Origin of the sequence: Streptomyces poriticola, assembly GCF_036689765.1 — a bacterium.
GTDB classification, from domain to species: Bacteria; Actinomycetota; Actinomycetes; order Streptomycetales; family Streptomycetaceae; genus Streptomyces; species Streptomyces poriticola.
Map to the genome: position 1 here is coordinate 255,789 of NZ_JBAGKH010000001.1, position 24,313 is coordinate 280,101.

The following is a 24,313-nucleotide window of genomic DNA, read 5'->3' on the forward strand; positions in this document are numbered from 1 at the left end:
GGAAGGTCCGTCAGCGGCTGCGCGGTGGGTCGTCCGGACGGGGGACGGGCCCGCGCAGAAGAAGGGCCCGGACGCTCCTGACGGAGTGTCCGGGCCCTTCGGGCCTGCGGCCTGTGCTACTGCGTGCGGTTCTCACCGCGGTAGTACTCGAAGACCCAGCCCCAGACGCCGATGAGGATCAGCGGCGCCGAGAAGTACATCAGCCACCAGCCGATGGCGATGCTCAGGAAGGCGAAGGCGCCACCGATGGCCAGGGACAGCGGCTGCCAGCTGTGCGGGCTGAAGAACCCGAGCTCGCCGGCGTCGTCCGCGACATCCGCGTCCCTGTTGTCCTGCGCACCCACGTCGACCCGCTTGGCCGTGAAGCCGAGGTAGAAGCCGATCATGATGGCGAGCCCGAAGGCCAGGAAGAGGGCCGTGGTACCGGCCGGCTCCTTCGACCACACGCCATAGACCACCGCCATGACGAGGATGAAGGCGCTCAGCCACATGAACATCTTGCCCTGGATCTTCACTTCCCGGCCTCCTTGCCGCCGGCGAGGGCCTTGTCACCCTGGGGGACGTTCTCCAGCTGGTCCATGGCCGAGATCTGGGGGTAGTGCAGATCGAACGCCGGGGATTCGCTGCGGATCCGCGGCAGGGTGAGGAAGTTGTGCCGCGGCGGCGGGCAGGTGGTCGCCCACTCCAGCGAACGGCCGTAGCCCCACGGGTCGTCCACGCCGACCGGCTTGCCGTACTTGGCCGTCTTCCAGATGTTGTAGAAGAACGGCAGCAGCGACATGCCGAGCAGGAACGAGCTGATCGTCGAGACCGTGTTCAGGGCGGTGAAGCCGTCCGCGGCGAGGTAGTCCGCGTAGCGCCGCGGCATGCCCTCGGCACCGAGCCAGTGCTGGACCAGGAAGGTGCCGTGGAAGCCGATGAACAGCGTCCAGAAGGTGATCTTGCCCAGGCGCTCGTCGAGGAGCTTGCCGGTGAACTTCGGCCACCAGAAGTGGAAGCCGGCGAACATCGCGAAGACCACGGTGCCGAACACCACGTAGTGGAAGTGGGCCACCACGAAGTACGAGTCCGAGACGTGGAAGTCCATCGGCGGCGAAGCCAGGATCACACCGGTCAGACCGCCGAAGACGAAGGTGATGAGGAAGCCCATCGACCACAGCATCGGAGTCTCGAAGGACAGCGAGCCCTTCCACATGGTGCCGATCCAGTTGAAGAACTTCACGCCCGTCGGTACCGCGATCAGGAACGTCATGAACGAGAAGAACGGCAGCAGCACACCGCCCGTGACGTACATGTGGTGGGCCCACACCGTCACCGACAGACCCGCGATCGAGATCGTGGCGCCGATCAGACCCATGTAGCCGAACATCGGCTTGCGGGAGAAGACCGGGATGATCTCACTGACGATGCCGAAGAACGGCAGCGCGATGATGTACACCTCTGGGTGCCCGAAGAACCAGAACAGGTGCTGCCACAGCAGCGCACCGCCGTTGGCCGAGTCGAAGATGTGCGCGCCGAACTTGCGGTCCGCCTCCAGCGCGAACAGCGCCGCCGCCAGCACCGGGAAGGCCAGCAGGACCAGCACACCGGTCAGCAGCACGTTCCAGGTGAAGATCGGCATGCGGAACATGGTCATGCCCGGGGCGCGCATGCAGATGATCGTGGTGATGAAGTTGACCGAGCCGAGGATGGTGCCGAAGCCGGAGAAGGCCAGACCCATGATCCACAGGTCGCCGCCGATACCCGGCGAGTGCACCGCGTCGGACAGCGGCGAGTAGGCGAACCAGCCGAAGTCGGCCGCGCCCTGCGGGGTCAGGAACCCGCCCACCGCGATCAGCGAGCCGAACAGGTACAGCCAGTAGGCGAACATGTTCAGCCGCGGGAAGGCCACGTCCGGCGCGCCGATCTGCAGCGGCATGATCCAGTTCGCGAAGCCGGCGAACAGCGGCGTCGCGAACATCAGCAGCATGATCGTGCCGTGCATCGTGAACGCCTGGTTGAACTGCTCGTTCGACATGATCTGCATGCCCGGCCGGGCGAGCTCGGCGCGCATGAACAGCGCCATGACGCCACCGATGCAGAAGAACGCGAACGAGGTGACCAGATACAGCGTGCCGATCGTCTTGTGGTCGGTGGTGGTGAGCCACTTGACCACGACGTTGCCGGGCTGCTTGCGCCGTACCGGCAGCTCGTTCTCGTACCCCTCTTCGGGTGCGGCCCCTGCTGCCGCGGCACCCTGGGGTTCGTTGAGGATGCTCACAGTTGGTTCGTCTCCCGGTTCTTCTCGTGGCTCGTCTGCGCGATGCCGGCGGGAACGTAACCGGTCTGCCCCTTCTTCACGAGGTCCTGGAGGTGCTGCTCGTAGCGCTCAGGGGAGACGACCTTCACGTTGAACAGCATCCGGGAGTGGTCCACGCCGCACAGCTCGGCGCACTTGCCCAGGAAGGTGCCCTGCTTGTTGGGGGTCACCTCGAAGGCGTTGGTGTGGCCCGGGATGACGTCCTGCTTCATCAGGAACGGCACCACCCAGAAGGAGTGGATGACGTCCCGGGAGGTCAGGACGAAGCGGACCCGCTTGCCCTCGGGGAGCCACAGGGTCGGGCCCGGGTTGTTGGTCTGCGGGTTCCGGGTGCCGGGGACACCGCAGTCGTAGACACCGCCGGCGTCGGCCGGGAAGTCCTCCCTGAAGCGGTCCGGGATCGCGTTCAGTTCCTCGGACTGCTTGGCGTCACCGGTGGAGCCTTCGACGTTCTCGACGTAGTTGAAGCACCAGCTCCACTGGAAGCCGACGACGTTGACGGTGACGTCGGGCTTGTCCTCCAGCCGGAGCAGCTCCGACTCGTCGCGGGCCGTGAAGTAGAAGAGCACCGAGACGATGACGAGCGGAACCACCGTGTACAGCGCCTCGAGGGGCATGTTGTACCGGGTCTGCGGAGGAACCTCGACCTTGGTGCGGCTGCGCCGGTGGAAGAAGATGCTCCACAGGATCAGGCCCCACACCAGCACGCCGACGGCGAGCGCGGCGGCCCAGGAGCCCTGCCACAGGGAGAGGATCCGCGGAGCCTCTTCCGTGGTCGGAGTGGGCATGCCGAGGCGGGGGAAGTCCTCGTATGTGCAACCGGTGGCGGTCGCCAGGACCAGGCCCGCGGTCAGTGCCTGCAGCAGCTTCCGCCGCATCGGGCGCCGCGGCGAGCGGTCGGAGCCGTTGGGACTCACGTAGCGCCTTCCCGAGAGTCTCGCCCGCGCGGTCGGCTGCGGCCTTCTCGCTGGTCGGTCGCGGCCCTGCGTCGGGCAGGGGTTTGGATGTTTATGCGGACCAAACCCTAGCCCACCCTCTTCGAGGGTTCGCGGGGAGGGGTACCTAGTAGCCCGGGGTGTTCGCTGGTTTGGCGGCTGCGGGTGTGCGGCGGCTTCGGTACGCAGTTCAGCACGCCCCTTGCGGCCGTCGTCCGGCCCCGCGTTCTAGCGTTGTCGTATGGCATATTTCGACGCCGCGTCCGCGGCCCCGCTGCATCCCGTCGCCCGGCAGGCCCTGCAGGCTTCGCTGGACGAAGGGTGGGCCGATCCCGCGCGGTTGTACCGGGAGGGGCGGCGGGCCCGGATGCTGCTCGACGCGGCGCGGGAGGCTGCCGCCGAGGCGGTGGGGTGCCGGGCGGACGAGCTGGTGTTCACCTCCTCCGGGACACGTGCCGTGCACACGGGGGTCGCGGGGGCGTTGGCGGGGCGGCGGCGCACCGGACGCCACCTGATCGTGTCAGCGGTCGAACACTCCTCGGTGCTCCATGCGGCCGAGGTGCACGAGGCCGACGGCGGCACGGTCACCCGGGTGGCGGTCGACCGGGCGGGGTCGGTGGACCCCGCGGCCTACGCGGCGGCGCTGCGTGCGGACACCGCGCTGGCCTGTCTGCAGTCGGCCAACCACGAGGTGGGTACCGAGCAGCCGGTGGCCGAGGTGGCGGAGGCGTACCGGGCGGCCGGGGTACCGCTGCTGGTGGACGCGGCGCAGTCGCTGGGCTGGGGGCCGGTGTCCGGCGGCTGGTCCGTGCTGACGGGGAGCGCCCACAAGTGGGGCGGGCCGTCCGGGGTCGGGCTGCTCGTGGTCCGCAAGGGCGTGCGGTTCGCTCCGCAAGGGCCGGTGGACGAGCGGGAGTCGGGGCGGGCGGCCGGCTTCGAGAACATTCCGGCGATCGTGGCGGCCGCGGCGTCACTGCGGGCGGTGCGGGCGGAGGCGGCCCGGGAGGGTGCACGGCTGCGGGAACTGACGGAGCGCATCCGGGCGCGGGTGCCGGAACTGGTGCCGGATGTGGAGGTGGTCGGCGATCCGGTGCGACGGCTGCCCGGTGTCGTCACCTTCTCGTGTCTCTATGTCGACGGGGAGACTCTGCTGCACGAGCTGGACCGGGCGGGTTTCTCGGTCTCGTCCGGATCGTCCTGCACGAGCAGCACGCTGACACCGAGCCATGTACTGAAGGCGATGGGGGTGCTGAGCGAGGGCAACGTCCGGGTCTCGCTGCCGCCGGGGACGGCCACCGACGACGTCGTACGGTTCCTGGAGGTGCTGCCGGGGGCGGTGGCCGGGGTGCGCGAGAAGCTGGGGGCGCCGAGCGCGGTCTCGATCGTGCGTGAGGAGGACGTCCTCGTCGTGGACGCGCTCGGCAAGCTGTGCCCGCTCCCGGTGATCGAGCTGGCCAAGGTCATCGGCGAGGTCCCGGTGGGCGGCAGGGTGCGGGTGCTCGCCGACGACGAGGCCGCACGGCTGGACATCCCGGCGTGGTGCGCGATGCGGGGCCAGGAGTACCTGGGCGAGGAGCCGGCGGACCGGGGAACGGCGTACGTGGTCCGCCGGACGGCCTGACCGCCCGACCGGGGGCGCGGGGCCGGGTCGCGGTTCAGGCCAGGTGGGCCCGGACCTCCGCCGCGGCGTCGTGCCCGTACGCCTTGGTGAACCGGTCCATGAAATGCGCCCGGCGCAGCTGGTACTCCTGCGTGCCGACCGTCTCGATGACGAGCGTCGCCAGCATGCAGCCGACCTGCGCCGCACGCTCCAGGGAGACACCCCAGGCGAGTCCCGACAGGAATCCCGCGCGGAAGGCGTCGCCGACGCCGGTGGGGTCGGCCTTGCGCTCCTCCTCGGCGCAGCCGACCTCGATCCGGGTCCCGCCCGCCCGCTCGATGCGCACGCCCTGCGCGCCGAGGGTGGTGACGCGGTGGCCGACCCGGCCGAGGATCTCCTCGTCCGTCCAGCCGGTCTTGGACTCGATCAGACCCTTCTCGTACTCGTTGGAGAAGAGGTACGTCGCCCCGTCCAGCAGTATCCGGATCTCCTCGCCCTCCATCCGGGCGATCTGCTGGGAGAAGTCGGCGGCGAACGGGATGGACCGCGAGCGGCACTCCTCGGTGTGCCGGAGCATCGCCTCCGGGTCGTCCGCGCCGATCAGGACGAGGTCGAGGCCGCCGACCCGGTCGGCGACGGTCTTCAGTTCGATCAGGCGGGCCTCGCTCATGGCACCGGTGTAGAAGGAGCCGATCTGGTTGTGGTCGGCGTCGGTGGTGCAGACGAAGCGGGCGGTGTGCAGGGTCTCGGAGATGCGGACGGAGCCGGTGTCGACGCCGTGCCGGTCCAGCCAGGCGCGGTACTCGTCGAAGTCCGCGCCCGCGGCGCCGACCAGCACCGGCCGGGTGCCGAGCTGGCCCATGCCGAAGGCGATGTTCGCGGCGACTCCGCCGCGGCGCACATCGAGCTTGTCGACCAGGAAGGAGAGCGAGACCGTGTGCAGCTGGTCCGCGACGAACTGGTCGGCGAAACGGCCGGGGAAGGTCATGAGGTGGTCGGTGGCGATGGAGCCGGTGACTGCGATGCGCACGGCGTGGACTCTCCTGGAAGAGGCGGATTGACAGTTCACGCTACCCGGTCTGCGGGGTGGCACTGAAGGAGGCAAAACTACCCGATAGTAGATCTTTCTTCGCAGGCCGCGGCGTGTCTACGGTCGGGTCATGACGAACCTCGAGTTCCACTCCCCCGCCCCGGCCGACCCGGACGGCGACCTGGCGTCGCTGCGCGGCGACTGCGCCCGGATGGTGCCGCACTGGCCGCCCGGCGAGCGGGCAGCCGCACCGCACGTCTCCCCGTCGCGGATCCACGGGATCACCGTGCCGCCGGCCTCGGCACGGCTGCTGGACGCGATGTCCGACTACGGCGACTGAGGCCGGCCGGGCGACCCGCTCCGCCGGTACGGGAACCGGATGTTCCCCCGCCGCGTCCCATCGCTGTCCCCCAGTAACAGCTGAAGGAGCGATGCGGTGAACACCGAGCGACCCGACCACGACGACGCCGAGGCCGGTGCCGGTGCCGCCGGGCCCGCCGGCTCCGCGCGGGACGCCGAGGAGACCGCGGGCGCCGCGGCGGACGCGCAGGACGGCGCGCCGGAGCCGACCGGCGAGGAACCGCGCGAGGAGACCCGCGAGGAGATTCCCGAGGAACCGCGCGAGGAGACCCGCGAGGAGACCCCCGAGGAAGCCGCTCACCCCGCCGGAGAGGCAGCCGGCGGAGAGGCAACCGGCGGAGAAGAGGCCCCGGGGGTGGTGGCCCCCGGGGCCACCGGAGAGCGGCGCCCGAGGGTGCGGCGCCCGTCGGTGGTGGCCGCCTCGGTGGCGGCTGCCGTGCTGCTGGTCGGGGGCGGCGGCGCCTACCTCGCCACGACCGCGTCCGGCGGCTCCGGCGGCGGTACGACGTCCGGGGCCTCCGGCGACGACACTCCCCCGCCGCTCGCCCTGGACGGCTACGCCGAGCCCGCCGACCCGGCGGAGAGCGGCTCGAACGGCATCGCACCCGGCGAGCCCGACCCGTACGGCGTCGTCTACCGGGCCGAAGGACCACTCCCGGACGGCCCGGACTCGGCACCCGTGTACCGGACGAAGGGGAAGGTCACCGAGGAGGAGGTGGCCCGGCTCGCGGAGGCCCTCGGCGTGGAGGGCGCACCGGTGGCCCGGGGGGAGTCCTGGACGGTCGGGTCCGCCAAGGACGGCGCGGGGCCGCTGCTGCGGGTGACCATGGAGGCGCCGGGCACCTGGACGTTCCACCGGTCGGTGCCGGGCAGCGACAACTGCAGGATGGGCCCGTCCTGCCCCGTTCCGCCGGCCGACGCCGAGCCGGTGAGCGAGGCGGCGGCGAAGAAGGCGGCGGCGCCGGTGCTGAAGGCGGTGGGCCAGGACGACACCAAGCTGGACGCCACCCAGGTGATGGGTGCCCAGCGGGTGGTGAACGCCGAGCCGGTGGTCGGTGGGCTGCCCACGTACGGCTGGACGACCGGGGTGAACGTGGGCGCGGACGGTGAGCCGGCCGGCGGCAGCGGTCAGCTCAAGACACCGGTGAAGGGGGACGCCTACCCCGTCCTGGACGCGGAGCGCACCCTCGCACTGATGAACGCGGCGCCGGGCACGGGGCCGCGGGCCGGCATCGGCGGCTGCGCCACGTCCGTGCCGCTGGAGGAGGACGCCCCGGTCGGTGACGTTCCGGACGGTGATGTGCCGGACGGTGCGGTGGCGCCGTGCGATCCGGCGGCGTCGACGGGTGTGCCGAAGCAGGAGACGATCACGGTCGAGCGCGCGGTGTTCGGACTGGCCGCGCATCCGGTGCAGGGGCGGCAGACGCTGGTGCCGTCCTGGCTGTTCGAGGTGCGCGCCCCCGGCGCGACGGACGGCTACACGGTGACGTATCCGGCGGTGGACCCGGTGTATCTGACCTCCGCCGCTCCGTCGCCGGCGCCGCGCCCGTCGGACGAGCCGACGTCGGCCCCCGAGACGCGGAACGTGGAGATCTCCGGCTACACGGCCGCGGGGGAGGAGCTGACCGTGCACTTCACCGGCGGTGTCTGCGCCGGCTACACGGCCGAGGCGGACGAGGGGCCGGACCGGGTGACGGTCCGGGTGACCGAGTCCAGCCGGCCTGGCGAGGTGTGCATCCTGATCGCCAAGGAGTACGAGCTGACCGTGCAGCTGGACGGGCCGCTGGGCGACCGGACCGTGGTGGGTGCCGACGGCGAACCGATCCCGGTGGCCAAGCCGGGGGCGCGGCTTCCGGCGCCGTCCGACGCCGGCTGACCGTGAGGCCCTCCGCGCGGGGTCCGCTGCACGGGGTCCTCGGCACGAGGTCCGCTGCACGAGTCGGGGCCCCGGGGAAGACTCCCCGGGGCCCCGCGCTCGCAGGCACGTGCACGGTCGGGCCGCGGCTCAGCTGAAGGAGTCGCCGCAGGCGCAGGAGCCGGTCGCGTTCGGGTTGTCGATCGTGAAGCCCTGCTTCTCGATCGTGTCCACGAAGTCGATGGTCGCGCCGCCCAGGTACGGGGCGCTCATGCGGTCGGTGACGACCTTGACCCCGTCGAAGTCCTTCTCCACGTCGCCGTCGAGGGACCGCTCGTCGAAGAAGAGCTGGTAGCGCAGACCGGAGCAGCCGCCGGGCTGGACGGCGACGCGCAGCGCCAGGTCCTCACGGCCTTCCTGGTCGAGCAGCGCCTTGACCTTGGCCGCGGCGGCGTCGGTCACGATGATGCCGTCGGTGACGGTGAGCTTCTCGTCCGATACGGACATCTACATCTCTCCCGGGTTGTACGGAGACTGCTTGCCGACGGTTGCAACCGGCTGGGCCCCGGATTCATTCCGGGCGGGCCCGGCTTTCTCCGCCGTTTCCCTCCTCATGCTCGCACATGGGCCGGGCCGCGGACAGCGCCCCGGGACCGGGCCCGGCGATGGGGATTCACGTCACATCGACACTATGGACGTCGTCAAACTGACGTTAACCGGTTATGATATATAGCGTCAGTTCGACGAAAAGTAGAAAGGGTGCGTGTCGTGACCACCGCCCAAACCCAGGAGCTCGACGTACAGCCGACGCCCCTCGCCCTGCTGCTGCTCGGCCGCGAGGCCGACCCGAAGAGCGAGCGGGGCGTGGAGTGCCCCGGCGACCTGCCCTCGCCCTCCGACCCGGACCTGGTCGAGCGCGCCCGCGCGGCCAAGGAGAAGCTCGGGGACAAGGTCTTCGTGCTCGGTCACCACTACCAGCGCGACGAGGTCATCCAGTTCGCCGATGTCACGGGCGACTCCTTCAAGCTGGCCCGGGAGGCCGCCGCGCGCCCCGAGGCGGAGTACATCGTCTTCTGCGGCGTGCACTTCATGGCGGAGTCCGCGGACATCCTGACCTCCGACGACCAGAAGGTCGTCCTGCCCGACCTCGCGGCCGGCTGCTCCATGGCCGACATGGCGACGGCCGAGCAGGTCGCCGAGTGCTGGGACGTGCTGACCGAGGCCGGCATAGCCGAGCAGGTCGTGCCGGTGTCGTACATGAACTCCTCGGCCGACATCAAGGCGTTCACGGGCAAGCACGGCGGCACCATCTGCACGTCGTCGAACGCCGAGCGGGCCCTGGAATGGGCCTTCGAGCAGGTGGACACCTCGACCGGCAAGGTGCTCTTCCTGCCCGACCAGCACCTCGGCCGCAACACCGCGGTGCGGGACATGGGCATGTCCCTGGACGACTGCGTGGTCTACAACCCGCACCGGCCCAACGGCGGGCTGACCACCGAGGAACTACGGGGCGCCAGGATGATCCTGTGGCGCGGCCACTGCTCCGTGCACGGCCGCTTCAGCCTCGACTCGGTCGACGACGTGCGCGAGCGCATCCCGGGCGTGAACGTCCTGGTGCACCCCGAGTGCAAGCACGAGGTGGTGGCCGCGGCCGATCACGTCGGCTCGACCGAGTACATCATCAAGACCCTGGAGGCCGCCCCGGCCGGCTCGAAGTGGGCCATCGGGACGGAGCTGAACCTCGTACGGCGGCTGGCGAACCGGTTCGCGCCCGAGGGCAAGGAGATCGTGTTCCTCGACAAGACGGTCTGCTTCTGCTCCACGATGAACCGCATCGACCTGCCGCACCTCGTCTGGGCCCTGGAGTCGCTGGCAGAGGGCGCACTGGTCAACCGCATCGAGGTGGACAAGGAGACGGAGGCGTTCGCCAAGCTGGCGCTGGAGCGGATGCTGGCGCTGCCGTAGCCTCCGGCGGAGCACTGTGCCCAGGGGGGCCGCACCTGACGGTGCGGCCCCCTCCACATGGGGTCACTCGGCTCTGCACCGGGTCACTCGGCCCTCGGACGTACCAGCCCCGACTCGTAGGCGATGACCACCAACTGCGCCCGATCGCGCGCCCCCAGCTTGGCCATGGCCCGGTTGACATGGGTCTTCACGGTGAGCGGGCTGACCTCGAGACGCTCGGCGATCTCGTCGTTGGAGTGCCCGCCGGCGACCTGTACCAGCACCTCGCGCTCCCGGCCGGTGAGGGAGTCCAGGCGCTCGGAGCGGGCGGGGTCGCGGTCCTCGTCGACGGTGGTCTCGTGGGCGAGGAAGCGGGCGATCAGGCCCTTGGTGGCGGCCGGTGACAGCAGCGCCTCGCCGCCGGAGGCGATCCGGATGGCGCTGAGCAGCTCGTCGGGCTCGGAGCCCTTGCCCAGGAAGCCGGAGGCGCCGGCACGCAGCGACTGCACCACGTAGTCGTCGACCTCGAAGGTGGTCAGGATGACCACCCGGACCCCGGCCAGTTCCGGGTCGGCGCTGATCATGCGGGTGGCGGCGAGCCCGTCGGTGCCGGGCATCCGGATGTCCATCAGGACGACGTCGGCCCGCCGCTCGCGGGCCAGCCGCACCGCCTCGGCACCGTCGGAGGCCTCGCCCACCACCTCCATGTCGGGCTCGGAGTCGACCAGCACCCGGAAGGCGCTGCGCAGGAGGGCCTGGTCGTCGGCGAGCAGGACACGGATCGTCATACGGGGTCCTCCGCGGCGTCGGTACGGTTGCCGGACGGCCTGTTCAGCGACCGGTTCTCGGCCGGCACGTGGTCGACCGGCAGGATCGCATGGACCCGGAACCCGGCCCCGTAGCGGGGGCCGGTGGTGAGGGTGCCGCGCACCGCGGTGACCCGCTCGCGCATGCCCAGCAGCCCGTGGCCGCCGCCCGCCGCGGGAGCGGTGTCCACACCGCCGGGGCCGGTGCCGTCGTCGAGCACGGTGATCTCGATGTGCGGCCCGACCCGGACGACGCTGACCTCGGCCCTGGCCCCGGACCCGGCGTGCTTCTGCACGTTGGTGAGGGCCTCCTGGATGATCCGGTACCCGGCCACGTCGACGGCCGTGGGCAGGGCGGTGCCCTGGTCCGCGCGGGCGACCTCGACCTGCAGTCCGGCGTTGCGGAAGGTGCCGGCGAGTTCGTCGAGCCGGTCCAGGCCGGGGGCCGGTTCGGTCGGGGCCCTCGGGTCGTCGGACTGGCGCAGCAGACCCACGGTGGCGCGCAGCTCGTCGAGCGCGGAGCGGCTGGCCTCGCGTACGTGGGCCAGGGCCTCCTTCGCCTGGTCGGGCCGTCTGTCCATGACGTGGGCGGCGACCCCGGCCTGCACGTTGACCAGCGCGATGTGGTGGGCGACCACGTCGTGCAGGTCGCGGGCGATGCGCAGGCGTTCCTCGGCGACCCGGCGCCGGGCTTCCTCCTCCCGGGTGCGCTCGGCCTTCTCGGCCCGCTCCCGGATGGCCTGCACGAAGGCACGGCGGCTGCGCACGGCGTCCCCGGCGGTGGCGCCGATGCCGGTCCAGGCGAACACGGCGAGGTTCTCCTGGGCGTACCAGGGCAGCGGTCCGGCGAGCATGGCGGCGCCGGTGAGCACGGTCGTGGTGAGCAGGCCGACCCGCCAGGTGGTGGGCCGGTCGGTGGAGGCCGCAACGGTGTAGAGGGCGACCACCGCCGACATCACCACGGGGGCGCGCGGGTCGCCGCTGACGCTCTCCACCAGGGAGAACGCGCCGGTGAGCGCGAGGACCACCTTGGGGGCGCGGCGCCGGAAGGCGAGCGCCGCCGCGCCGAGCGTCATCAGCAGCAGGCTGGAGGGTTCGGGGGTGCGCAGGCCCCAGGCGACGCCGTCGGGGCCGTGGGGGTCGGCGAAGGAGCCGACCACCATGCAGGCAAGGACGGCGGCGGCCAGGGCCGTGTCCAGCGCGAATGGGTGGGCGCCGAGTCTGCACCGGGCGCGGTCCAGGGTGCTCACGGGGGATTACGGTAGCCGGGGTGGGCGCCGGTGGATACGGCACTCGGCACCTGTGCGGACCTGCGCCGAGGGCGGCGGCCCCGACCCCGCTTCGGCCGGCGCCGGCCGCGTGTCCGCACGCCCGGACGGGCCGACGGTCGCCCGAGCCGGTCAGCCGCCCGGGATCAGGCCGTCGTCGCTCAGCAGTTCCTGGACGTCCTGCAGGGTGGCGCCCGGGGCCGGGAGGATCAGGTCCGACGGCTCCAGGGAGTCGTCGGGGAGCGGCTCGCCCAGCTGGCGCACCTTGTCCAGCAGCGCCTGGAGGGTGTTGCGGAAGCCGGGCCCGTCGCCGTTCTCCATCTCGGCCTGGAGCTCGTCGTCCAGTTTGTTCAGTTCGGCGAGGTGGCTGTCGGCCAGCCTCACCTGCCCCTCCCCCATGATCCGTACGATCATGTCGCCCTCCTAGGCGTGGGCTACTGCTTGTCGAAGCGCGGTGTGTCCTGCGGCTGCTGCTGGGACTGCGACGAGGACTGCTGCGACTCGCCGCCGCCCTCGATGGCCTGCTGCCCGCCACCCGGGCCCCCGGCGAGCTCGGCCTTCATCCGCTGCAGCTCCAGCTCTACATCCGTACCACCGGAGAGCCGGTCCAGCTCGGCCTGGATGTCGTCCTTGTGCATGCCGGAGGGGTCGTCCAGGGCGCCGGAGGCGAGCAGCTCGTCGATCGCGCCGGCCCGGGCCTGCAGCTGGGCGGTCTTGTCCTCGGCCCGCTGGATGGCCAGGCCCACGTCGCCCATCTCCTCGGAGATGCCGGAGAACGCCTCACCGATCCGGGTCTGCGCCTGGGCCGCGGTGTACGTGGCCTTGATCGTCTCCTTCTTGGTGCGGAAGGCGTCGACCTTGGCCTGGAGGCGCTGGGCCGCAAGGGTGAGCTTCTCCTCCTCGCCCTGCAGCGTGGCGTGCTGCGTCTCCAGGTCGGTCACCTGCTGCTGGAGGGCGGCGCGGCGGGAGAGCGCCTCGCGGGCAAGGTCCTCTCGGCCCAGCGCGAGCGCCTTGCGGCCCTGGTCCTCCAGCTTGGTCGACTGCGTCTGCAGCTGGTTGAGCTGGAGCTCCAGGCGCTTGCGGCTGGTGGCCACGTCGGCGACACCGCGGCGCACCTTCTGCAGCAGCTCCAGCTGCTTCTGATACGAGTAATCGAGGGTCTCGCGCGGATCCTCGGCCCGGTCCAGGGCCTTGTTCGCCTTCGCGCGGAAGAGCATCCCCATACGCTTCATGACACCGCTCATGGGCTTCGCGCGCCCCCTTCTGACCGACTCCAGCTCCAGCAACTGCAACAGAACCCACAGTACGGGCCCTGCATCCATTACCGCACTGTTCGGGGACGGATGTGCTCATCCCCAAGGACGACTGCCGACGCTCCCGATCCGGCCCAGGGAGTAGATGACGGTCGGGGGTGTACGCATCGTCCCCTCTGTCCTCTTACAGACGACCGGTGTTGCCGGATCGTTCCCCGCGGGGCTGGGGACTAAGCCTGCCGAGGCCGTACCCTTGGGTTTTGTGTTCCGTAGCCGTGCCAAGGAAGAGAAGGCACCGGCCGCCGCGAAGGCGCCGGTGACCGACTCCAGTCAGCCCCGTGACCCGCAGGCCCCGAAGGGCCGCCCCACGCCCAAGCGCAGTGAGGCCCGAACGCAGCGCCGCAGCGTGGCCAACACGCCGACGACGCGCAAGGAGGCGGCCAAGCGGGCCCGCGAGGAGCGCCGTACCGCGCTGGCGCGCCAGCGCGAGGCGCTGGCCAGCGGCGACGAGCGGTACCTGCCCGCCCGGGACAAGGGGCCGGTGCGCCGTTTCGCCCGCGACTTCATCGACTCGCGGTTCAACATCGCGGAGTACTTCCTGCCGATGGCCGTGCTCATCCTGGTGCTGAGCATGGTCCGGGTGGCGTCACTGCAGAACGTCGCGCTGCTGCTGTGGCTGTTCGTGATCGTGCTGATCGTGTTCGACTCGTTCGTCACCGCCTTCCGGCTGAAGAAGGCCCTGCGCGAGCGGTTCCCGGACGACAACAAGCGCGGCGCGGTGGCCTACGCGCTGATGCGCTCCCTCCAGATGCGCCGGCTCCGGCTGCCAAAGCCGCAGGTCAAGCGCGGGGAGCGGCCCTGACCACGACGCAGCCGTGGTCAGGGGGTGCGTCCGGGGGTGCGGCGCAGGCCCGGCCGGCCGGCCCCGGTGGGCTGTCTGAGCTCGTACGGCAGGAGCTGGTCGCCCGGCAGCTGGACGAGCAGCTGGCCGGGCGGTTCGCGGTCGGCCGTCGGCTGCGGGTGCTCGACGTCGGTATGGGGCGCGGCGCCCAGGCGCTGCGCCTGGCGCGCGCCGGGCATCAGGTGACCGGTCTGGAGGACGATCCGGCGCTGGTCGCCGCGGCGCGCGAGGCGCTCGCCGGGCAGCCCGAGGGCATCCGGGAGCGGATGCGGATCGTCCTGGGCGACGGCCGGGACACCGGTGTGCACTTCCTGCCGGGCAGTTTCGACGTGGTGCTGTGCCACCGGGTGCTCATGCAGGCCGTGGAGCCCGACCCGGTGCTGGCCGGGCTGGGGCGGATGCTGGCCCCCGGCGGGCTGCTGTCGCTGCTGGTGCGCAACGGCGACGCCCCGGCGATGCGGCCCGGTCTGCTCGGTGACTGGGCGGGCGCGCTGGCCGCCCTCGACACCACCGCCTCGCTCCCGCACCCCCGGCCCCGCCCGGACGGGGAGGACGGAACCCGGGTCCGGGGGCCGGGGCCGGGGGGACGGGCGGACCGGCGGGCGGCGCTGACCGCCACCCTGGCCGGCATCGGCGCGCCGCTGCACGGCTGGTACGGCGTCGGCGTGTTCACCGGCACCGCCGGCGACGGCACCCCGCCCCCGCCCGACGTGGACACTCTCCTTGCGGCGGAGGAACGCGCCGGCCGGACGGACCCGTACCGGGGCGTGGCGGCGCTGCTGCATCTGTGCGGGGTCCGCGGCTGAGCCCGTTCGGGGGCTCACCGGGGGCCCGGGGAGCGCCGGGCGGTGAGACTGCGGGCATGGATGCCTCGCCCCGCCGTCCGGTACGGTTCACCGCTCCCGTGACCGCCCTCGTGTGCTCGCTGTTCCTCGTCGCCGGGTGTACGAGCAGCCCGGACGCCCCGCGGGCGGCGCCGGACCGGGAGCGGGAGGGGACGACCGGTCGGGCCGCGCTGCGGCAGACCGTCGAGCTGCAGGAGGCGTACCAGCGGGTGATCGACGACGTGCTGCCGTCGGTCGTGCAGATCCAGGCCCGCGACGACCTGGGGTCCGGCGTGGTGTACGACGACCAGGGGCATATCGTCACCAACGCGCACGTGGTCGGGGACGACAGGTCCTTCCGGGTGACCACCGCCAACAGCGAGGACCCGCTCTCCGCGACGCTGGTCTCCTCCTACCCGGAGCAGGATCTCGCCGTGATCAGGCTGGACCGGGTGCCCGACGGGATGCGGGCGGCCCGCCTCGGGGACTCCGGCGGGGTCGAGGTCGGGCAGATCGTGCTGGCGATGGGCTCGCCGCTCGGGCTGTCGTCGAGCGTCACCCAGGGCATCGTGTCGGCGACCGGGCGGACCGTCACCGAGAGCCGGGGCGGCGGCGGCACCGGCGCGACCATCGCCAACATGATCCAGACGTCCGCCGACATCAACCCCGGCAACAGCGGCGGCGCCCTGGTCGACCTCGACGGGCGGGTCATCGGCATCCCGACACTCGCCGCGACCGACCCCGACCTCGGCGAGGGCCAGGCGGCCGGCATCGGGTTCGCCATCCCGTCGTCGACGGTGCGGACCATCGCCGACCAGATCATCGAGCACGGCCGGGTCACCGACTCCGGCCGGGCGGCGCTCGGCATCGTCGGCCGCACCGTCGTGAACGCCGACTACCGGGCCACCGGTGTGGCCGTCGTCGAGGTGCAGGGCGGCGGCGCGGCCGACGAGGCGGGCATCGAGGCCGGGGACGTCATCACCAGGCTCGGCGACACGGACATCACCACCATCACCTCCCTCGCCGAGGCGCTGGCGGCGCTGCAGCCGGGCGACCGGACGACGGTCACCTTCACCCGCAACGGTGACGAGCAGACCGCCGAGGTGACACTGGGCGAGCAGTGAGCCCGGCCGACCCGGCCGACCCGGACCCGGGTCGGGCGAAGCCCGGTGCGGCTCGGCAGCGCCCTGAAGGACTCTGTCCTGCAGGGGCGTGGGGAACCGCGCGACCAGCCACGACGGCACCGCAGACGAGCGACGCCGCAGCGCGGCGCTTCCAGCGGCGCGCTCAGGCCTGCTCGGCGTGCAGGCTCATCGGCCCGTAGATCTCCGTGGCGTCCTCGAAGAGCCGCACCTGATCCGCGCCGCCCTCCTGGAGGGCCTTCCAGTGCTCCCCGACCCAGGACTCCGCATCGCCCTGCGTGGTGAACTCCTCCGGCTGCACCGCGGGCTGGACCTCCGTCCCGTCGGCCGTCTCGAACCGCCACGTCCATGCCGCCATGTACGCCTCCCAGATGTGAGCACCTGCTGCAGTGGCCCCGGATCTTGGTCCGGTCCCGCCCGCAGCCTATGCGGTCGGCCGGCCGCGCCGTACCGGACCGCGGGACGCGGCCGGAAGCGCTCGGCGCCCCATAGGGGGCCTCGGGCGCGCGGGCCCCGGGGTGACCGGGGAAAATCGGGGCGTGGACGTGACTCTGCTCGGCACCGGTGCCCCCGCGGGACTCCCCCGCCCCGACTGCCCCTGCGCGGCCTGCGCCGTCGCGCTCGGCGAGGATGCGCGTGCGGCGACGTCGCTGGTCGTGGACGGGGCGCTGCTGCTCGACCTCACCCCGGGTGCCGCGTTCGCCGCCGCACGGGCGGGCCGTTCGCTGGGCGGTGTCGCCCAGGTGCTGCTGTCGCATCCGCACGACGGCCCGGCGGTGGAGGTCCCGGCCGGGCTGCCGCAGCCGGGGCGGGTGCCGGACGGGCGGGAGCTGGCGCTGCTGACCGGGCACCGGGTGCAGGCGGTGGCCCTGGACGCGCCGGGCACCGGCTACGCGGTGACCGGGCCGGACGGGCACCGGCTGCTCTATCTGCCGCCGGGCGGCGCCCCGGCCGGACTCGGGGAACCGGCCGAGCCCTACGACATGGTCCTCACGGACGTGGTGGGCCGGCCGGACGCGCTGGCCCGGCTGCGCGCGGTGGGCGCGGCGGGCCCGACCACCGACGTCGTCGCCGTCCATCTCGGGCACGAGGTGCCGCCGGGCCCCGAGCTGCACCGGAGGCTCGCGGCGGCTGGGGCACGGGCGGTGCCGGACGGCACGACGCTGACGGTCGGCGTGTACGAGGACGTGCCGGACGTACCGCGCCGCACGCTGGTGCTGGGCGGGGCGCGGTCCGGCAAGTCGGTGGAGGCGGAGCGGCGGCTGGAGTCCTTCCCGGACGTGCTGTACGTGGCGACGGGCGGGACCCGCGGCGGGGACACCGAGTGGGCCGCGCGGGTCTGTGCGCACCGGGAGCGGCGGCCTGGGTCCTGGCGGACGGCGGAGACCTGCGATCTGGTGCCGCTGCTGAAGGACGACGGGCCGCCGTTGCTCGTCGACTGCCTGTCGCTGTGGCTGACGGATGCGATGGACGCGGTCGGCGCGTGGGACGACGCGGAGTGGGCGGACGGCGGGGAGCGGGCGCTGCGCGGCCGGGTGCACGAGCTGACGGAGGCGGTGCGCGCCACCCGGCGGACCCTGGTCGCGGTGTCGAACGAGGTGGGTTCCGGAATCGTCCCGGCCACCGCGTCCGGACGCCGGTACCGGGACGAACTGGGCCGGCTGAACACGGCGTTCGCCGCGGAGTGCGAGCAGGTGCTGCTGGTGGTGGCGGGCCAGGCGCTGGTGCTACGGGGCTGAGGGCCCCCTCGGTCCGGGCGGTACCGGGGGTGCGGGCGGCGCCGGAGGCCTGCGGGCGATGACCCGGGGGGATCCGGCCGGGGTGAGGACCGCGCAGCCCAGGGCGCACAGCTCGGCGCGCAGCCGGGCCGAGGGCCGGGTCGCGAGCGGGTAGGAGGACAGCCCGCGCGGGTCGGTGACGTCGACGAGCAGATGGCCGCCGGGCCGCAGCATCCGCAGGGCGGCGCGCAGCGCTGCGCGCGGGTCGGGGGCGCTCTCCAGCTGGTGGAAGAGGCTGACCACGTCGTAGCGGGCGCGCAGCCGGGCCGCGATGTGCGGGTCCGTCGGCCGGCCGACGTAGGCCTCCTCGACCCGCTCGGCGGCGCGGGCCCGCAGCACCCGGTGGGTGGGGTCCAGCCCGTCGAAGGAGGTGTACGGGAACAGGCGGCGCGCGGTCAGCGGGAAGTCGGCGTCGCCGGTGCCCACGTCCAGCCAGCCCTCCGGCTCGGGGCAGTGGGAGAGCATCGCGCGGGCGGCGAGCAGTTGCCGGACGCGGATCCCGGCCCGCACCACGGGTCCGCCGGGGCGCTCGCGTCCCGGCGCGACCAGGGGGTTGTGGAAGGTGTGACGGCAGTCCCGGCACTGGGCGAGGGCGGAGCGGCCCCCGGGGACGGGCCGGCGCGGGTCGCCGCCGCGCCGCCGGGTGATCAGCCGCCGCGACCCGCACCAGGGGCAGTCCTCGCGGCGCGGCTCGTGCAGGGGGGCGGGGGGTGCGGAGGGCGGTGGCGGCGGCTGGGCCATACGTGCTCCCGGGCGGGACGGGCGGAGGTGCGGCGGGACGTTCGGGATGTTCTCGGACGTATGGCTGTCCATATCCCTTCACCAACATTCCGCTGCAAAACGGAACGTATGGGATACCGATCTTGGGTGCAACGACGCCGCCCTGTCGACGTCGTACTGTGGCGCCGTGGTGTTCGATGCGGGCCGGTACTGTTCGGCGAATGAGCTCGCTGAATCTCGACGACTTCACGGATCTGATCGAGCGCCCCGACGGCGGGGTGCGCCGCGACGCGGAGGCGCGCCGGGAGCGTCTGGTCGTGGCGCCCGGGTCGCTGGGCCGCCTGGACGACCTGGGTGAGTGGCTGGCCGCGGCACAGCACGCCGTCCCCGTGCGGCCGGTGGAACGACCGCGGGTGGTGCTCTTCGCCGGTGACCACCGGATCGCCGAGCTGGGCGTCTCGGCCCGGCCCGCGGGCGGCGCCGGTGAGCTGGTGCGCGAGGTGCTGGAGGGCGGCCGCCCGGTCTCGGTGCTGGCACGGCGGCTCGGCGTCCCGGTGCGGGTGGTGGACATGGCGCTGGACTGCGACCCGGAGTCGCTGCCGGCCGAGGTGGTCCGGCACCGGGTGCGGCGCGGCGGCGGCCGGATCGACATCGAGGACGCGCTGACCGCCGAGGAGGCGGAGGCGGCGTTCAGGGCGGGGGTCGCGGTCGCCGACGAGGAGGCCGACTCCGGTACGGATCTGGTGGTGCTCGGCGATGTGAGCGTGGGCGGCACGACGGCGGCGGGCGTGCTGGTCGCGGCGCTGTGCGGAACGGACGCCTCGGTGGTCACCGGGCGGGGCGGGCTGGCCATCGACGATCTCGCGTGGATGCGCAAGTGCGCGGCCGTCCGGGACGCGCTGCGCCGGGCCCGTCCGGTACTCGGGGACCAGCTGAGGCTGCTGGCCACGGTGGGCGGCGCGGACCTGACCGCGATGACCGGGTTCCTGCTGCAGGCCGCGGTGCGGAAGATGCCGGTCATCCTGGACGGCGTGGTGTCGGCCGCCTGTGCGCTGGTCGGGCAGCGGATCGCGTTCCGGGCGCCCGACTGGTGGCTGGCGGCGCACGACAGCGGTGAGCCCGGCCAGGCCAAGGCGCTGGACCGGATGGCCCTGGAGCCCCTGCTGTCGCACGGCGTCACCGTCGGCGAGGGCACCGGCGGCCTGCTGGCACTCCCCCTGGTCCAGGCCGCGGCGGCACTGTCGGCCGAGCTCCCGGAGCGCCGGGAGGAGCCGACGCCGGAGGTCTGGGCTCCGGCCGGGCCCGCGGAGACGGCGGAGGGGCCCGGGGGGACACCGGGGTCCGGCGGAACACCGGAGGGCGCCGGGGACGAGTCCGAGCCGGAGCCCGTCCGGGACATGACCGCCGACCGGGCGGAGGCCGGGACCACGGAACGCGGCTGAGCGCTCCGCTGGAAGTGCCGCGGCATGCCGTCGCTCGTCTGCGGCACCGTCGTGGCCGGTCGCGCAGTTCCCCGCGCCCCTTCAGGGCGCTGCCGCCCCGCGGTCGTCGCCGGCAGCCGTCCGTACGGCTCACCGTGCTGCTCGCGATGTCGTCCGGCGGGCGCCGGACGACATCGCCGCCCTGCCTGGTGCCCGCCGCCGCCTGCGCCCTGGCACAGCCGCTGCCGCACTCGGTCCCCGGCGCCCGCCGTGGACCGCGCGGCCCGCGGGCGTGACATCCGTCATGCCCGACGACGCAGTCAGGCGTCCTGCTTAGTAGAGAGCCCACGACCGAACAATCGGGACTTGTCCGTCTTGAGGAAGACATGTTCCGCGGCGGCCGTGCAGGGTCCGGCCGGCTCGCCGGGTCCGCCCGTCTGCCGGGCGGTCAGGGGTCTCTGACGGGACGGCAGCAGTCCGGGGCCTACCGGGGACCCGAGGGCTATCACGGCCGCGGGCGCCCTTCAAGAGGTGCCCTGTCCTACGACCGCGGATAGTAGCGGCGCTCGTTGCTCCGGCCTCGCCGCGCTCCTAAGAATTGCCGCCCGCACAGGCGTCTCCGCAGCTCAGCACAGGACCAGTGCCGGGTCGGCCGTTCCCGGGGGCGCTCCGCGACAACCGAGTGAGGCCGTGCATGAGCAAGCACCGCAAGAAGACGCACCATCGGAAGATAACGATCGCCGCCGTCGCCCTGGGTGCCGTGGCCGTGCCCTCCGCCGCCATGGCCTGTCTGAGCCCGCAGGAGGGCCACGACCGCCAGGAGAGCCGTGACAGCCGGCCCTGGGAGGACTGGCGGAACGCCGCGGGCGGGAGTCCGTGGCAGCAGAGCGGCTGGGACGGCAGGAGGCAGCAGGGTGGCGAGCCCGGCGGTGCCGAGCAGCCCGGTGCGCAGCCGGGCACCGGCGAGCCCGGCTCCGCGGCCCCGGCCTCACCGGCCCCCACCCCCGCCCGGCCGACCGCGCCGAACGCGCCCGAACCCGCCTCCGCCGAGCCCACGACGCCCCGGCCCGCCGCGCCCGAACCCGCATCCCCGGAGCCCGCAGCCCCCCAGCCCACGGCCGCCCCGAGCACGCCCGCGCCCTCCGCTCCCTCCTCCGACGCCGTCACCCGCGTCGTGCAGCTGGTCAACAGCGAGCGCAGCAAGGCCGGATGCTCCCCCGTGACCGCCGACGCCGAGCTGACCAAGGCCGCCCAGGACCACAGCAAGGACATGGCCGACCACGGGAACATGTCCCACACCGGCTCCGACGGCTCGGACCCCGGCACCCGGATCACCCGCGCCGGGTACAGCTGGAGCACGTACGGCGAGAACGTCGCCTACGGCTACGAGACCCCCGAGAAGGTCATGGCGGGCTGGATGAACAGCCCGGGCCACAGGGAGAACATCCTGAACTGCGAGTTCAAGGAGATCGGCGTCGGCCTCGCGCAGCCCGGGAACTACTGGACCCAGGTCTTCGGCACCGCCCGCTGACCCGTCGTCGGCCGCGTCACGAGACGGGCGCGAGACGGGCGTCACCCCCGGGCCGCTCAACGTCCCCGGCGCTCCTGCCGTCTGTGTGCAGGGCGGGCCCCTGCACCCGCCGTTGCCGTCGCACGGAGGGACCGCCGGATGAACACGCTCGCCCGCTGGGCCCGCACCGAATGGGGCCCGCTGTGGGCGGCGGTGCACGGCCCGCTGCTGCGGCGGCGGCTGCGGGCCGTGCCGATGACCCTCGGGGCCGTGGCGCTGACGGCCGTGCTGCACGCCGTGCACCAGCAGCCGTGGGGCTACGACTTCGTCCAGGACGTCGGAGCGGTGCGCGCCGGGGACCCGCTGTGGACCGCGCTGCTGCGCACCCCGCTGTCGGTGTGGGTGCCCGCCCTCGACCTGCCGGCGTGGGGCGCGCTGGCGCAGATCCTGCTGGTGTTCGGGCTCGCCGAGATCTGTCTGGGCCGGCGGTGCACGCTCGCCGTCGGCGCCCTGGCCACGCTCGCCGGGACGCTCTACGCCCGGCTGGGCGTCGCGCTGGGCCCCGACGTGCCGCTGCTGGGCCTGCCGGCCTCGGACGCGCGGGTGGTGGACACCGGCCCGTCGGCGGCGGTGGTGGGCCTGGCGGTGTATCTGGGGTGGCGGCTGCGTGCCCGGGTCACCGCGGCGCTGGTGGTGCTGGCGATGGTGGTCGAGGTGCTGGTGAAGCCCAACCTGGCCGGCAAGGAGCATCTCGCGGCCATCGCCGCCGTACTGGTGCTGTGCGCCGGGACCGCCCTGCGTCAGCGGTGGTCGGGGGGCCGGACGGGCAGGGGGTCCGGACGGCCGCCGATCCAGTCCTGGACGATGCGGCTGGGCCGGGCCCAGCGCCGGTCGTGGTGATAGGCGCGCAGCGCCGCCCTGGCGCGGGCGCGCGGACGGCGGCGGTAGAAACGCCGGGCCCAGGGTGATCCGGGCCGGGCCAGCCGGACCGCTCCGACCAGGGCGATGACGGGGATGATCACGCCGAAGAGCGCCAGGCGTACCTTGCCCTTGGCCAGCGAGACGAGGGCGAAGAGGAAGCTCGTCGACACCGTCGCGACGACGGTCATGCGGTCCTGCATCTCGTCCTGGTCGAGGTTGTCGACACCGAACGGCGTGAAGCCGGCCAGCATCAGGCCGACCAGGGCCGCGGTGACCACCACGACCTCCACGCTCCGCCGGCCCGCCTCGGTCCAGTACACGTCGTCGAGGTGCAGGATCAGCGCGAACTCGTCCAGGACCAGGCCCGCCCCGATCCCGAAGACCGCCGCGCCTGCGGCGGTGCCGACGGCGTGCCCGGCCGCGACGAAGGCTCCGAAGCCGCCGAGGACGGTCAGGATCACGCCGGGCACCACATGGTGGATGTGCATCCCGCCCGCCTCGACGTTGCCGAACGGGCCCTTGCCCGCCCGGATGCGACGGGTGATCACACGGGTGACGACGAAGGTCAGGATGAAGGCGGTGAGGGCGAGAAGCAGTGGCAGCTTGCCCGGTTCGATGATGTTCCGGTACCACCAATCTCCCATACGGGAACTTTATCCCCAATGAGAGCTTCGCCTCCTGCTGTCGTGGGTGCGCCGCCGGCCGCGGGGTAGTCTGCGCCGATGTTCAGGACCCCCGCCGCGGACGGCCTCCGCTTCGCCTTCGGCACGCTGACCGTGCTCCCGGTCCGGGTGACCCGCTGGGACCGGCCGGCCGCGCGCGGCGGCATGCTGTGCGCCCCGGTGGCCGGGCTGGTGGTCGGAGCCGCCGCCGCGGTGGCCGGGCTGGTACTGCTGTCCCTGGGCGCCGGTCCGCTGCTCGCCGCGGTCGGCACGGCCGCTGTACCGGCGGTGCTGACCCGGGGACTGCATCTGGACGGGCTGGCCGACACCGCGGACGGGCTCGGCAGCGGCAGGCCCGCCGAGGACGCGCTGCGGATCATGAAGCAGTCGGACATCGGCCCGTTCGGTGTGCTCACGCTGGTGCTGGTGCTGCTCGCCCAGGTCGCCGCGCTCACCGAGGTCTACGACGGCTCCTGGGCGCAGGGCGCGCTCGCCGCCGTCGTCTCGGCGACCGCCGCCCGCCTCGCCCTGACCCTCGCCGCCCGCGCCCGGGTGCCGGCGGCGCGACCGGAGGGGCTGGGCGCGGCGGTCGCCGGGGTGGTCCCGGCGGGCGGGGCGGTGGCGGTCGCGGTGGCCGTGACGGTGGGCTCCGCCGCGGCGGGCGCGGCCTTCGGGCCGTACGCCATGGTCCGTACGGCGCTGGCGGTGCTGATCGCCCTGGCCGTCGCCGAGCTGCTGCTGCGCCGCTGTGTACGCCGCTTCGGCGGGGTCACCGGCGATGTGTTCGGCGGACTCGCGGAGACGGCGGCCACTGCGGCGCTGGTGGTACTGGCCCTCGGCTGAGGTTCCGCGAGGGGTGCGCGGCGGCAGTCCGGGCGGGAGATGACCATGACGCCACCGTGAGGTGAACGGCCTCCTGAGTGAGCGAACGCGGGGGCGAGCGTAGGCTCGTGCCGGGTGTTTGCCTGGCCAGGTGAGGACCGCATCGCAGGAGGGCTCCGATCCTGCCGTCGGCGACAGGATCTAGGGTCGGTCGTCGGGCCCGGTCGACCCACCCGCATTCGGCCACGACAGACTTATACGG

25 protein-coding genes are annotated in these 24,313 nt (G+C 73.0%); 12 read left to right on the forward strand and 13 right to left on the reverse strand.

The genetic code is table 11. From position 1 onward, the window contains the following. Positions 1 to 116: 116 nt before the first annotated feature. From V5O46_RS01115 to ctaC, 3 genes are read right to left on the reverse strand one after another with little or no spacing between them, the layout of a single operon-like run. Positions 117 to 515: a cytochrome c oxidase subunit 4 gene (locus tag V5O46_RS01115; protein ID WP_332882439.1), complete on the reverse strand. Its 399-nt coding sequence runs from the start codon at positions 513 to 515 to the stop codon at positions 117 to 119. Beyond that, the gene (ctaD, locus tag V5O46_RS01120) at positions 512 to 2,260 is read right to left on the reverse strand and encodes an aa3-type cytochrome oxidase subunit I (protein ID WP_332882440.1); all 1,749 of its coding nucleotides are present in this window, start codon (positions 2,258 to 2,260) and stop codon (positions 512 to 514) included. Before ctaD ends, V5O46_RS01115 begins: the two co-directional genes overlap by 4 nt. Beyond that, positions 2,257 to 3,216, reverse strand: a complete 960-nt coding sequence (gene ctaC / locus V5O46_RS01125; protein ID WP_332882441.1) for an aa3-type cytochrome oxidase subunit II — start codon at positions 3,214 to 3,216, stop codon at positions 2,257 to 2,259. The genes ctaD and ctaC overlap by 4 nt, the downstream gene beginning before the upstream one ends. A gap of 259 nt (positions 3,217 to 3,475) precedes the next feature. Between ctaC and V5O46_RS01130 the strand changes: the two genes are divergently transcribed. Then, complete coding sequence (locus tag V5O46_RS01130; RefSeq protein ID WP_332882442.1) at positions 3,476 to 4,855, forward strand: cysteine desulfurase/sulfurtransferase TusA family protein; 1,380 nt, start codon at positions 3,476 to 3,478, stop codon at positions 4,853 to 4,855. A gap of 34 nt (positions 4,856 to 4,889) precedes the next feature. On the opposite strand, the gene V5O46_RS01135 is transcribed toward V5O46_RS01130, so the two are convergent. Further along, a complete protein-coding gene (locus V5O46_RS01135) occupies positions 4,890 to 5,864 on the reverse strand; it encodes a carbohydrate kinase family protein (protein WP_332882443.1) in 975 nt (324 codons plus the stop codon). A gap of 130 nt (positions 5,865 to 5,994) precedes the next feature. Here V5O46_RS01135 and V5O46_RS01140 point away from each other — a divergent pair, with 130 nt between their 5' ends. Continuing rightward, positions 5,995 to 6,204: a hypothetical protein gene (locus tag V5O46_RS01140; protein WP_332882444.1), complete on the forward strand. Its 210-nt coding sequence runs from the start codon at positions 5,995 to 5,997 to the stop codon at positions 6,202 to 6,204. A gap of 96 nt (positions 6,205 to 6,300) precedes the next feature. Next, the gene (locus tag V5O46_RS01145; RefSeq protein WP_408648851.1) at positions 6,301 to 8,100 is read left to right on the forward strand and encodes a hypothetical protein; all 1,800 of its coding nucleotides are present in this window, start codon (positions 6,301 to 6,303) and stop codon (positions 8,098 to 8,100) included. 129 nt (positions 8,101 to 8,229) lie between these two features. Here V5O46_RS01145 and V5O46_RS01150 read toward each other — a convergent pair whose 3' ends face one another. Continuing rightward, entirely contained in the window at positions 8,230 to 8,586 is a 357-nt protein-coding gene (locus tag V5O46_RS01150) for an iron-sulfur cluster assembly accessory protein (RefSeq protein WP_332882445.1), read from the reverse strand. 261 nt (positions 8,587 to 8,847) lie between these two features. Here V5O46_RS01150 and nadA point away from each other — a divergent pair, with 261 nt between their 5' ends. Beyond that, complete coding sequence (nadA, locus tag V5O46_RS01155; protein ID WP_332882446.1) at positions 8,848 to 10,044, forward strand: quinolinate synthase NadA; 1,197 nt, start codon at positions 8,848 to 8,850, stop codon at positions 10,042 to 10,044. Positions 10,045 to 10,127: 83 nt separating this feature from the next. On the opposite strand, the gene V5O46_RS01160 is transcribed toward nadA, so the two are convergent. The 4 genes from V5O46_RS01160 to V5O46_RS01175 all read right to left on the reverse strand — a co-directional run bounded on the left by V5O46_RS01160 (position 10,128) and on the right by V5O46_RS01175 (position 13,341). Next, a complete protein-coding gene (locus V5O46_RS01160; RefSeq protein ID WP_332882447.1) occupies positions 10,128 to 10,811 on the reverse strand; it encodes a response regulator transcription factor in 684 nt (227 codons plus the stop codon). Continuing rightward, entirely contained in the window at positions 10,808 to 12,079 is a 1,272-nt protein-coding gene (locus V5O46_RS01165) for a sensor histidine kinase (protein ID WP_332882448.1), read from the reverse strand. The genes V5O46_RS01160 and V5O46_RS01165 overlap by 4 nt, the downstream gene beginning before the upstream one ends. A 150-nt stretch (positions 12,080 to 12,229) precedes the next feature. Next, on the reverse strand, positions 12,230 to 12,511 hold the full coding sequence (gene pspAA / locus V5O46_RS01170) for a PspA-associated protein PspAA (RefSeq protein WP_332882449.1): 282 nt from the start codon (positions 12,509 to 12,511) through the stop codon (positions 12,230 to 12,232). 20 nt (positions 12,512 to 12,531) lie between these two features. Beyond that, positions 12,532 to 13,341, reverse strand: coding sequence for a PspA/IM30 family protein (locus V5O46_RS01175; protein ID WP_332882450.1), 810 nt, complete (start codon positions 13,339 to 13,341; stop codon positions 12,532 to 12,534). A 154-nt stretch (positions 13,342 to 13,495) separates the two neighbouring features. Between V5O46_RS01175 and V5O46_RS01180 the strand changes: the two genes are divergently transcribed. After that, positions 13,496 to 14,212 carry a DUF3043 domain-containing protein gene (locus tag V5O46_RS01180; RefSeq protein ID WP_332882451.1) on the forward strand — a complete coding sequence of 239 codons (717 nt, stop codon included), beginning with the start codon at positions 13,496 to 13,498 and terminating at the stop codon, positions 14,210 to 14,212. Between the two features lie 17 nt (positions 14,213 to 14,229). Here V5O46_RS01180 and V5O46_RS01185 read toward each other — a convergent pair whose 3' ends face one another. Continuing rightward, entirely contained in the window at positions 14,230 to 14,430 is a 201-nt protein-coding gene (locus V5O46_RS01185) for a hypothetical protein (RefSeq protein WP_332882758.1), read from the reverse strand. Between V5O46_RS01185 and V5O46_RS01190 the strand changes: the two genes are divergently transcribed. Together V5O46_RS01190 and V5O46_RS01195 are read left to right on the forward strand one after the other, a co-directional pair. Further along, complete coding sequence (locus V5O46_RS01190) at positions 14,335 to 15,057, forward strand: class I SAM-dependent methyltransferase (RefSeq protein ID WP_332882742.1); 723 nt, start codon at positions 14,335 to 14,337, stop codon at positions 15,055 to 15,057. The genes V5O46_RS01185 and V5O46_RS01190 overlap by 96 nt on opposite strands. Positions 15,058 to 15,113: 56 nt before the next feature. Continuing rightward, a complete protein-coding gene (locus V5O46_RS01195; protein WP_332882452.1) occupies positions 15,114 to 16,199 on the forward strand; it encodes a S1C family serine protease in 1,086 nt (361 codons plus the stop codon). 163 nt (positions 16,200 to 16,362) lie between these two features. Here V5O46_RS01195 and V5O46_RS01200 read toward each other — a convergent pair whose 3' ends face one another. Continuing rightward, positions 16,363 to 16,575 carry a hypothetical protein gene (locus V5O46_RS01200; protein ID WP_332882453.1) on the reverse strand — a complete coding sequence of 71 codons (213 nt, stop codon included), beginning with the start codon at positions 16,573 to 16,575 and terminating at the stop codon, positions 16,363 to 16,365. Positions 16,576 to 16,756: 181 nt separating this feature from the next. Here V5O46_RS01200 and V5O46_RS01205 point away from each other — a divergent pair, with 181 nt between their 5' ends. Continuing rightward, entirely contained in the window at positions 16,757 to 17,956 is a 1,200-nt protein-coding gene (locus V5O46_RS01205) for a bifunctional adenosylcobinamide kinase/adenosylcobinamide-phosphate guanylyltransferase (protein ID WP_332882454.1), read from the forward strand. Here the strand turns inward: V5O46_RS01205 and V5O46_RS01210 are convergent. Beyond that, the gene (locus V5O46_RS01210) at positions 17,945 to 18,736 is read right to left on the reverse strand and encodes a class I SAM-dependent methyltransferase (protein ID WP_332882455.1); all 792 of its coding nucleotides are present in this window, start codon (positions 18,734 to 18,736) and stop codon (positions 17,945 to 17,947) included. The two genes, V5O46_RS01205 and V5O46_RS01210, sit on opposite strands and share 12 nt — an antisense overlap. Before the next feature lie 200 nt (positions 18,737 to 18,936). On the opposite strand from V5O46_RS01210, the gene cobT reads away from it, so the two are divergent. The 3 genes from cobT to V5O46_RS01225 all read left to right on the forward strand — a co-directional run bounded on the left by cobT (position 18,937) and on the right by V5O46_RS01225 (position 22,546). Continuing rightward, complete coding sequence (gene cobT / locus V5O46_RS01215) at positions 18,937 to 20,157, forward strand: nicotinate-nucleotide--dimethylbenzimidazole phosphoribosyltransferase (protein ID WP_332882456.1); 1,221 nt, start codon at positions 18,937 to 18,939, stop codon at positions 20,155 to 20,157. A gap of 673 nt (positions 20,158 to 20,830) precedes the next feature. Further along, on the forward strand, positions 20,831 to 21,667 hold the full coding sequence (locus V5O46_RS01220; RefSeq protein ID WP_332882457.1) for a CAP domain-containing protein: 837 nt from the start codon (positions 20,831 to 20,833) through the stop codon (positions 21,665 to 21,667). Positions 21,668 to 21,805: 138 nt separating this feature from the next. After that, positions 21,806 to 22,546: a hypothetical protein gene (locus tag V5O46_RS01225; protein ID WP_332882458.1), complete on the forward strand. Its 741-nt coding sequence runs from the start codon at positions 21,806 to 21,808 to the stop codon at positions 22,544 to 22,546. Here V5O46_RS01225 and V5O46_RS01230 read toward each other — a convergent pair. After that, the gene (locus V5O46_RS01230; RefSeq protein ID WP_332882459.1) at positions 22,447 to 23,211 is read right to left on the reverse strand and encodes a hypothetical protein; all 765 of its coding nucleotides are present in this window, start codon (positions 23,209 to 23,211) and stop codon (positions 22,447 to 22,449) included. The two genes, V5O46_RS01225 and V5O46_RS01230, sit on opposite strands and share 100 nt — an antisense overlap. 78 nt (positions 23,212 to 23,289) lie before the next feature. Here V5O46_RS01230 and V5O46_RS01235 point away from each other — a divergent pair, with 78 nt between their 5' ends. Next, positions 23,290 to 24,072 carry an adenosylcobinamide-GDP ribazoletransferase gene (locus V5O46_RS01235; protein ID WP_332882460.1) on the forward strand — a complete coding sequence of 261 codons (783 nt, stop codon included), beginning with the start codon at positions 23,290 to 23,292 and terminating at the stop codon, positions 24,070 to 24,072. Positions 24,073 to 24,313: the final 241 nt, after the last annotated feature.

What these genes read in the sequence shown, in the direction of transcription:
- V5O46_RS01130 (WP_332882442.1), top strand. Translation starts at nt 3,476, where the DNA reads ATGGCATATTTCGACGCCGCGTCCGCGGCCCCGCTGCATCCCGTCGCC.
- V5O46_RS01140 (WP_332882444.1), top strand. Translation starts at nt 5,995, where the DNA reads ATGACGAACCTCGAGTTCCACTCCCCCGCCCCGGCCGACCCGGACGGC.
- V5O46_RS01150 (WP_332882445.1), bottom strand. Translation starts at nt 8,586, where the DNA reads ATGTCCGTATCGGACGAGAAGCTCACCGTCACCGACGGCATCATCGTG.
- V5O46_RS01160 (WP_332882447.1), bottom strand. Translation starts at nt 10,811, where the DNA reads ATGACGATCCGTGTCCTGCTCGCCGACGACCAGGCCCTCCTGCGCAGC.
- pspAA (WP_332882449.1), bottom strand. Translation starts at nt 12,511, where the DNA reads ATGATCGTACGGATCATGGGGGAGGGGCAGGTGAGGCTGGCCGACAGC.
- V5O46_RS01175 (WP_332882450.1), bottom strand. Translation starts at nt 13,341, where the DNA reads ATGAGCGGTGTCATGAAGCGTATGGGGATGCTCTTCCGCGCGAAGGCG.
- V5O46_RS01180 (WP_332882451.1), top strand. Translation starts at nt 13,496, where the DNA reads ATGACGGTCGGGGGTGTACGCATCGTCCCCTCTGTCCTCTTACAGACG.
- V5O46_RS01185 (WP_332882758.1), bottom strand. Translation starts at nt 14,430, where the DNA reads ATGCCCGGCGCGCGCCAGGCGCAGCGCCTGGGCGCCGCGCCCCATACC.
- V5O46_RS01195 (WP_332882452.1), top strand. Translation starts at nt 15,114, where the DNA reads ATGGATGCCTCGCCCCGCCGTCCGGTACGGTTCACCGCTCCCGTGACC.
- V5O46_RS01200 (WP_332882453.1), bottom strand. Translation starts at nt 16,575, where the DNA reads ATGGCGGCATGGACGTGGCGGTTCGAGACGGCCGACGGGACGGAGGTC.
- V5O46_RS01210 (WP_332882455.1), bottom strand. Translation starts at nt 18,736, where the DNA reads ATGGCCCAGCCGCCGCCACCGCCCTCCGCACCCCCCGCCCCCCTGCAC.
- cobT (WP_332882456.1), top strand. Translation starts at nt 18,937, where the DNA reads ATGAGCTCGCTGAATCTCGACGACTTCACGGATCTGATCGAGCGCCCC.
- V5O46_RS01220 (WP_332882457.1), top strand. Translation starts at nt 20,831, where the DNA reads ATGAGCAAGCACCGCAAGAAGACGCACCATCGGAAGATAACGATCGCC.
- V5O46_RS01225 (WP_332882458.1), top strand. Translation starts at nt 21,806, where the DNA reads ATGAACACGCTCGCCCGCTGGGCCCGCACCGAATGGGGCCCGCTGTGG.
- V5O46_RS01230 (WP_332882459.1), bottom strand. Translation starts at nt 23,211, where the DNA reads ATGGGAGATTGGTGGTACCGGAACATCATCGAACCGGGCAAGCTGCCA.
- V5O46_RS01235 (WP_332882460.1), top strand. Translation starts at nt 23,290, where the DNA reads ATGTTCAGGACCCCCGCCGCGGACGGCCTCCGCTTCGCCTTCGGCACG.